The sequence below is a fragment of the Phenylobacterium sp. genome (genome assembly GCF_044358365.1).
GTDB lineage: Bacteria > Pseudomonadota > Alphaproteobacteria > Caulobacterales > Caulobacteraceae > Phenylobacterium.
The window spans coordinates 1-7,311 of sequence record NZ_JBIKNZ010000106.1 but is presented as its reverse complement, the minus strand read 5'-3'; the positions used below and the strand labels follow the sequence as shown (position 1 = coordinate 7,311).

Below are 7,311 nucleotides of genomic sequence, written 5' to 3'. Positions count from 1 at the left end.
CCAGCGCCACTTCACTGACCTTGCGCAGGTGGGTGCCGGGGATGAACCGCGTGCCGCCCATGGGCCGGGTCACCTTGTGCGGATAGTACATCACCTGCACGTCGAACGCCTGACGCGGGTCGATCGTGGAATCCTGATGGGTATGCTGGCTGACGCTCTCGCCGCCCGAGGCTGCGTGATAGGCGGGCGGGAAGGTGATGTGCAGGAAGTGGTGGTCGAACACCGGGTCATCGCCCAGCAGGCTTTGCAGCGCCCCGCGCACCAGCGGCAGGTCCAGCAATCGCGAGATGGCGCTGCCCTCCGGATAGGTCTGGCTGAGCGATGTGCCCGCCGACACCTCCGGAATCGCATTGGCCGCCAGCGCCTGGCCATAGGTTTTCATCAGCCGCTCGCCCGGCTTCGGCTCGGCGACCTCGCCGGCCTCGGCCATGAACTGGGCGTTGATGTCGTCCGGCACCACGGCGTCGAAGCGCAGGAACCCGCGCGCCACGAAGCGAGCCATCTGGGCGGAACTGAGCAGGGGCAGCGCCTGGCTCATGGGGTCACCTCAACCAGTTGTTCGAACCAGAACTCATATTTCAGATAGGCGATGTCGAACTCCTCGCCCCGGGCATGCGGATTGAGCTGAGAAGCCTGAAACAACCGCCAGCCATCCTTCAGCGCGGCCAGACCGGTGGCGTACGGAACCTCTTCGTTGTCGCCGGCCATATGCAGTTTTTCGCCGGTCCCGTCATAGACGGCCCAGGCGATGGTTGGCGCATCGAGCGCACTGTTGGCCAGATAGAGCACCAGGACTTTCTGACGGGTCACGGCTGCTGGCTGCCTTTGCCCGGGGCGAAGTTCAACATGGTGTTCAGAGCCTCCCACGGCACGCTCATATGCGACTGTCCTGCGAATATCTTGCTCTCGACCTTGTAGCCCGGCGCGCCTTTCAGGGCTGTCAGGCGCGCGGCGAGTACCGAGGCGTTGTCGACCAAGCGGGCAAACGTGCCGAAGTAGGCGCCGCCGTCCAGCACATAGACCACCGGATAGCCGCCCTTGGGCGGGAAGGCATAAGGCTTGGCGATCGTGATCCGGTAGGTCTTGCCGTTGACTGCGGAGGTGAAGTCGATCTGCTGCGCCGTGCCCACCGTTGCTGCGACCGGCGCCAGCGTCGGGGCCTGAGCCAGCGCTGGCGTCGCCGCTGCCAGAACCAGCGCCGCCGGCCAGGTAACCGTCAGTCGGAACATGGCCTCAACCCGCCAGATGTTCGTCGAAGAACCGGGCGATGTCTTGGAACGCCACCGCCGACTCCGGCGCGTCGAAGGCGTAGATATACTCGGCGTGGCTCATGGCTTCGTGCACTTCCAGCCGTGCGGTGACGCCCGCCTTCCGCATGGCCCGATAGACCCGCACGGTGTCGCTCAGCAGTATGTCGCGTGTTCCGGTGACAAAGACCGTGGGCGGGAAGCCCGAGAACTCCCCGAATACCGGCGACACCAGCGGATGGGTCACGCCAGCCGCTCCGGCATAGAGTTCGGCCATGGCTCTCCCAAAGCCGTCGAAGTTCGAGAAGATACCGTCCACATGGGCGTTGACCTGATAGCTGTCGCTGGCGCCGGTGAGGTCGGCCCAGGGGGTGCCCAGCGCCAGGGCGCCTGGAAGCGCCTCGCCAAGCTCCTTCAGCTTCAGCGCCAGAGCCAGGGTCAGTCCGCCGCCGGCCGAGGTTCCGAACGCGCCCATGGCTGCCGCCGGGCGGTCCGCACGCAGAGCCTGCCAGACCGCCACGGCGTCGTCGACCGCTGCCGGGAAGGGGTGCTCGGGCGGCATCCGGTAGTCCACCGAAATCACCTTCATGCCGGAATGGTGCGCGCCCAGCACAGCCTCGCCCGTACTGGCCTCGCCGCCGTTCAGCGCGTAGCCGCCGCCGTGAAAGTGAACCAGCAGCTTGCCCGACTTGGCGGGATCCAGGGTCGAAGGTGTGATCTCGCGCACCGTCACCCCGGCGATCTGGCGCAGTTCGGAGGTATGCGGGAACATCGCCTTGATCGCGGGCGCGACGCTGAGCGCCTGGGCGTCCATCTGGGCGATTACGGCTTTCCATTCCGCGGCGCTGCCAGGCGCCCAGCCGGCCGGCAGTCCGCCGCCGCCGGCGGCGGCGGCGGCCGCTGCCGCCATCCCCGAGATCGACCGCTGCAGCTGCGGGCTGACCGTACTGGGCGTTGCAAGCCGCTTGGCGGGAACGTCACGGTGGGTCTGGATCTGGCCGGCGTCGTCCATGGTCGTCTCCTCGTCGCCGCACTCCGGCGGTCAGGTCGACATCGTGGACCGAAGGCCCGGGGTCACGCCAGTGGGAATCGCGCCCGATTCAGATCGGTTCGGCCTGTCGCGCCATCGCCCGCTGGAATGCTGGCCGCTCGGTCAGGGCGTCGAGGTAACGCAGGCAGTTGGGTTTATAGCGCGCATCCAGCTCCAGGGACCGCCCCAGATAGAGCGCGTAGTGAACCGCTATGTCGGCCATGGTGAACCGGTCGGCGCAGAGATAGGACCGGCCATCCTCCAGCGCCGCCTCCACGCTGCGCAGCCGCGACAGGTACCAGACGGAATAGTCCTCCACCGCCTGCGGCAGCCGTCGTTCCCTGGGCTCCAGGCGCGAGTACCGCAGCACGATCGTCTGCGGAAATGTCAGGGTCGCATCGCTTCGGAACAGCCAGTTGATATAGGCGCCATAGTCGGCCTCCGAAGGATCCACCCGGAGCGGCGTCGGCCCATGAGTTTCGGCCAGATAGTGGCAGATGCCGGTCGACTCGGTCAGCGTTGTGGCGCCGTCGGTGAGGGTCGGTACGGTCCCCAGCGGGTTGATGGTCAGATAGCCCGGGTAGGTCGAGCGTGGCGGGAAGGCCATATTGACCAGCTCATAGTCGACGCCCAGTTCCTCCAGCGCCCAGAGGGCCCGCAGCGAGCGCGCATCGCGACAATGATAGAGTTTCATAGGCTGACCCCCGTGATCCGTCGCGACCAGAGCCGGTGGACGCTGCGTCGGTCAAGTCCCGGTACTGGATCGGGCGCCCGCCACGGCCTTGACCAACGCCAGCGGCAGGTATCGGTCCAGTTGGGACAGTACGCCCTGATAGTCGGCCATAGGCTTGCCCCAGGCGTCAGGAACGTCTGTGGCTGTTCCGGTCGCATAGAGTGAGAGCGTGAAGGTCCTGGGTTGCGCCTGTGGGTAGGCGGCGGCCACGGTCTCGGCATGTTTGGCGGTCATGGTCAGGATCAGATCCGCGAACTTGATGTCTGTTGGGGTAAGCGCGCGCGCCCTGTGCGTCGCCACATCGAACCCGCGCTGCCGCATCAGGATCGCGGCGTTGGCCTCAGGGGCCTCATCGAAAGGATCCACCTCCAGCCCGCGCGAGATTACGGATACATGCAGCCCTCGCCGCCGGATCAGGTCGCGCAGGAGCGTTTCGGCCATCAGGCTGCGACCTGTGTTGCCGGTATCGACGACAGCGATCTTCAAGGGCTCGGCGGCGATCACTGCCTGTAGAGGCGCGGCCGCGAACCCCGCCATCAGCGTCAGAACCCGGCGTCGGTCAGTCATGCATCGCTCCCTGATCACCCCATCCGATCACGCGAGTGGCATCCCGGCTATTCGAATTTAACTTGCACGACGCCCTCACCTGCGTCGTGATCATCAAAACGGCGCCTCAAGATGCGTCGAACGGGAGCATCACCATGTCCGACGGCAATACCGAAATCAAAGCCGGGGCTCAGGCCGACGTCTACGCCCTGCCGCTTGAGACCCTGCATCCGGCCCAGGCCGACCTGTTCGCCGCTAACGCCATGTGGCCCTATTTCGAGCGCCTGCGCGCCGAGGCGCCGGTCCACTACACACCCGACAGCGAGTACGGCCCCTACTGGTCGATCACCCGCTACAACGACATCATCGCCGTCGACACCAACCATCAGGTGTTCTCTTCGGCCGACGGCATCGCGCTGCAGACCCTCGAGGCCAAGGCCGAGGCCGACAAGCGTCCGCGCGGCTCCAGCTTCATCGGCATGGACCCGCCGGAGCACGACGTGCAGCGCAAGGCGGTCAGCCCCGTCGTCGCCCCCGCCAACCTGGCCGCCATGGCGCCGCTGATCCGCGAGCGCGCCGGCAAGATCCTGGACGGCCTGCCGATCGGCGAGGAGTTCGACTGGGTCGACCTGGTGTCCAAGGAGCTGACGGCCATGACCCTGGCCACGCTCTTCGACTTCCCGCAGGAGGACCGCCGCCTGCTGACCCACTGGTCGGACATGTTCACCAACCAGCCCGGCCATGGCCCGGCCAAGAGCTGGGACCACAAGCGCGAGCAGGCGGACGAATGCTTCGGCCGCTTCACCGAACTGTGGAACGAGCGGGTCAACGCCCCGCCGAAGTTCGACCTCGTCTCGATGATGGCGCACGCGCCCGCCACCCGGAACCTCAGCCTGCGCGACTATCACAGCAATGTCGTGCTGCTGATCATCGGGGGCAATGACACGACCCGGAACACGATCTCCGGCTCGATCTACGCGCTCAACAAGAACCCGGACCAGTACGACAAGCTGCGCGCCGACCCCTCGCTGATTACCGCGATGGTCTCAGAGACCATCCGCTGGCAGACCCCGCTGGCCCACATGTCGCGCACCGCCACCCAGGACTTCGAAATGGGCGGCAAGACGATCAGGAAAGGCGACACGGTGGTCATGTGGTACGTGTCCGGCAACCGCGATGACAGCGTCATCACCGACCCCGAGCGCTACAACATCGAGCGCGAGCGGCCCCGCCAGCACCTCTCCTTCGGCTTCGGCATCCACCGCTGCGTGGGCAACCGCCTGGCTGAACTGCAGCTGCAGATCATCTGGGAAGAGATCCTGGCCCGCTTCCCGGAGGTGCGTGTTGTCCGCGAACCCACCCGCACCCACTCGGCTTTCGTGAAGGGTTACGAGACCCTGCCGGTGATCATCCCTCGCCGGAATTAGGTGGGCGCGGCCTTTCATTGGCGGCGTCAATGAAAGGCATCTGTATGTCTCATTCTGAATATCATTGATCCAGGTCAGGTCGAACCCATCTGCGGCCTGCGCATCCGCGCGATCGCATTTCTACCGATCCTCGGAGACCTGATGACCAAGACCCTGCTCGCCGGCGCCCTGGCCGCCGCGATGACCGCTGGCGCGCCTGCCGCCTTCGCCGCGACCAAGTCGTGCCCGACCGTCTCGCCGGCTGCTGTCGAGCAGCAGTTCACCGCCTTCAACGCCACCTGGGCCACCAAGGACCCGGACAAGGTTACCGCGCTGTTTGCCCCTTCCGCCGTGCTGCTGGCGACCGTCTCCAACACGCCCCGCACCACGCCGGCGGCTGTTCGGGACTATTTCGTCAGCTTCCTGAAGAACAGCCCGCAGGGCACGATCAACTCCAGCACCGTCAAGATTGACTGCAACACGGCGACCCGCGTCGGCCTCTGGACCGTGGCGCTCACAAACCCGTCCACGGGCGTCAAGACCGACGTCAAGGCGCGGTATTCCTTCACCTACCTCTGGGATGGTTCGGCCTGGAAGATCGACCACCTGCACTCATCGGTCCTACCCGAAACCTAGGACTGCACTGGCTCCTGCCGCGACCACGGTCCGGCGGGGGCCCTCTTGTGCCTCACTCTACGGCAGCACCGCCTCCGCCTCGATCTCCACCCTGGCGTTGGGGTCTACCAGGCCCGTCACGCCCACCAGCGTCATGGCCGGATAGTGCCGACCCAGTGTGGCGGCCCAGGCTTCACCCACCATGGCGCCGCCAGTATTGAACTCGGCCATGTCGGTCACATAGGCGCGCAGCAGCACGATGTTGCCGATGTCGCCGCCGGCGGCGCGCACCACGGTGATCAGGTTCTCCAGCGCCAGCCGCCACTGTTCGCCCAGCGTGAGGCCGACGGCGACGGGCGCGTTGCCCGCCCGCGCCAGTTGGCCTGACACCCGGATCGTCGTGCCACCCCGCGAACTCACCGCATGGGCGAAGCCCCGCGGCCGCGTCCAGCCCTCGGGCAGGATCGCCTGATAGTCGATGCCCACGTCGCTCATGGTCAGGCGTTTCCTCAGGCTTTGGGCGGTTCAAGACCAAGCGCGCGCTTCATCGCCTTGATGTTGCCGCGGCAGAACTTGGTGAGTTGCTCGGTGGTCGCTTCCAGCGTGGAGGCGTCCTTCGGGTCGAACTTCACGATGTACTCGATGCGGCAGCTGGTCGCGTCGCCCGGAACGACCGAGACCGTCGAGAAGTAGGCGTTCATGTCCGGGCGATCCAACGTGTAGGTGTAGTGCCAGGGCCCTTCGTCGGTCATCAGTTCCTGGATGGTGCGGCCGCCCGGCATGGTCAGGGTGCGCACCTTGCCCTTGGGCGTCACCTCGGTGCTCTCGGCCTCCAGGGCGCCGGCCCATTTGCGAATGCCGGAGAAGTCGCCGATCACCGCCCAGACGGCTTCTGCGCCCAGCGCCGCGTCGTCGCCTACCTTGATTTCATGCATGGTCGTGTTTCCTCTTTAGATTTCGTTGTCAGCAGGACGAACCGCTGCAGGCCGCCGTCCGGTCGCCCATCTTTGACATCTCGGCTGCGTCGCGCTCACGGCGGCGTTCCCATTCTTCGGGCGTCGCGCAGACGCGCTTCTTGAAGTGACTGCCCAGCTGAGCCTCGGTGACGCAGACCTTCTTGGGCTCGGCGGGCTTGGCGGCCTCGACCGGCGGTTTTGCCTCCGCCGGTTTCGGCACCTCGGCACCCTGCGTCGACAGCGCCATAGCCAGGATCAAACCGGAGATCATCATTTCATCTTCCCCCGCCTTCGGTTACGCCGAAGCGTGTGTACGAACGCCATCCTACACAGCCGTCGCCCCGACCCAAGAGGAACCTGTCCATGTCGCAGCCCGAGGCCCCCACTTTGCAGTCCGCCCTGGGCCAGGTGCGCACCGTCAGTCGCGAAGACGGACGCGCCGTGATCGAATACATGTGCGCGCCGCACATGTGCCACTCCGGCGGGGTGGCACAGGGGGGCTTCGTCAGCGGCTGGATCGACGCAGCGATGGCCGGCGCCGCCATGTCCCAGTCTCCCGGCATGACGCCCATGTCGCTGGAAATGAAGGTCAGCTTCTTCGCCCCGGCGCGGCCTGGTCTGGTGATCGCCGAAGGCTGGATCGAACGCGCCGGCCGGTCGACCTGCTTCGCCGAAGGCCGTCTCCTCAACGCCGCCGGCGACGTGATCGCCAAGGCGAGCTCAACCATCCGCCTGATCCCCACCGACGCCGTGCAGGCTACGACAAAGCGGGCGATGG

12 protein-coding genes are annotated in these 7,311 nt (G+C 66.1%); 3 read left to right on the top strand and 9 right to left on the bottom strand.

All coding sequences use genetic code 11. The features are described from left to right. From ACIQ3B_RS17560 to ACIQ3B_RS17535, 6 genes are all read right to left on the bottom strand, one after another. Positions 1–538: phytanoyl-CoA dioxygenase family protein (locus ACIQ3B_RS17560; protein WP_397404875.1), on the bottom strand; the 538-nt coding region annotated here is incomplete at its 3' end. Then, positions 535–810: a hypothetical protein gene (locus tag ACIQ3B_RS17555; protein WP_397404873.1), complete on the bottom strand. Its 276-nt coding sequence runs from the start codon at positions 808–810 to the stop codon at positions 535–537. The genes ACIQ3B_RS17560 and ACIQ3B_RS17555, both read right to left, overlap by 4 nt. After that, the gene (locus ACIQ3B_RS17550) at positions 807–1,229 is read right to left on the bottom strand and encodes a hypothetical protein (protein WP_397404871.1); all 423 of its coding nucleotides are present in this window, start codon (positions 1,227–1,229) and stop codon (positions 807–809) included. Before ACIQ3B_RS17550 ends, ACIQ3B_RS17555 begins: the two co-directional genes overlap by 4 nt. 4 nt (positions 1,230–1,233) lie before the next feature. Then, positions 1,234–2,259 carry an alpha/beta hydrolase gene (locus ACIQ3B_RS17545; protein WP_397404869.1) on the bottom strand — a complete coding sequence of 342 codons (1,026 nt, stop codon included), beginning with the start codon at positions 2,257–2,259 and terminating at the stop codon, positions 1,234–1,236. An 88-nt stretch (positions 2,260–2,347) separates the two neighbouring features. Continuing rightward, complete coding sequence (locus ACIQ3B_RS17540) at positions 2,348–2,971, bottom strand: glutathione S-transferase family protein (protein ID WP_397404867.1); 624 nt, start codon at positions 2,969–2,971, stop codon at positions 2,348–2,350. A gap of 51 nt (positions 2,972–3,022) precedes the next feature. Next, positions 3,023–3,577 carry a hypothetical protein gene (locus tag ACIQ3B_RS17535; protein ID WP_397404865.1) on the bottom strand — a complete coding sequence of 185 codons (555 nt, stop codon included), beginning with the start codon at positions 3,575–3,577 and terminating at the stop codon, positions 3,023–3,025. Between the two features lie 134 nt (positions 3,578–3,711). Here ACIQ3B_RS17535 and ACIQ3B_RS17530 point away from each other — a divergent pair, with 134 nt between their 5' ends. Continuing rightward, entirely contained in the window at positions 3,712–4,983 is a 1,272-nt protein-coding gene (locus ACIQ3B_RS17530) for a cytochrome P450 (RefSeq protein ID WP_397404863.1), read from the top strand. Between the two features lie 141 nt (positions 4,984–5,124). Beyond that, positions 5,125–5,598, top strand: coding sequence for an SgcJ/EcaC family oxidoreductase (locus ACIQ3B_RS17525; RefSeq protein ID WP_397404861.1), 474 nt, complete (start codon positions 5,125–5,127; stop codon positions 5,596–5,598). Positions 5,599–5,655: 57 nt separating this feature from the next. On the opposite strand, the gene ACIQ3B_RS17520 is transcribed toward ACIQ3B_RS17525, so the two are convergent. The 3 genes from ACIQ3B_RS17520 to ACIQ3B_RS17510 are packed head-to-tail and all read right to left on the bottom strand — an operon-like array spanning position 5,656 to position 6,807. Further along, complete coding sequence (locus tag ACIQ3B_RS17520; protein WP_397404859.1) at positions 5,656–6,072, bottom strand: RidA family protein; 417 nt, start codon at positions 6,070–6,072, stop codon at positions 5,656–5,658. 14 nt (positions 6,073–6,086) lie between these two features. After that, positions 6,087–6,512 (bottom strand): SRPBCC family protein, encoded by a 426-nt coding sequence (locus tag ACIQ3B_RS17515; RefSeq protein ID WP_397404857.1) that lies wholly within the window; start codon positions 6,510–6,512, stop codon positions 6,087–6,089. A gap of 28 nt (positions 6,513–6,540) precedes the next feature. Beyond that, positions 6,541–6,807, bottom strand: coding sequence for a hypothetical protein (locus ACIQ3B_RS17510; protein WP_397404855.1), 267 nt, complete (start codon positions 6,805–6,807; stop codon positions 6,541–6,543). A gap of 89 nt (positions 6,808–6,896) precedes the next feature. Here ACIQ3B_RS17510 and ACIQ3B_RS17505 point away from each other — a divergent pair. Next, on the top strand, positions 6,897–7,311 hold a 415-nt coding region (locus ACIQ3B_RS17505), incomplete at its 3' end, for a PaaI family thioesterase (RefSeq protein ID WP_397404853.1).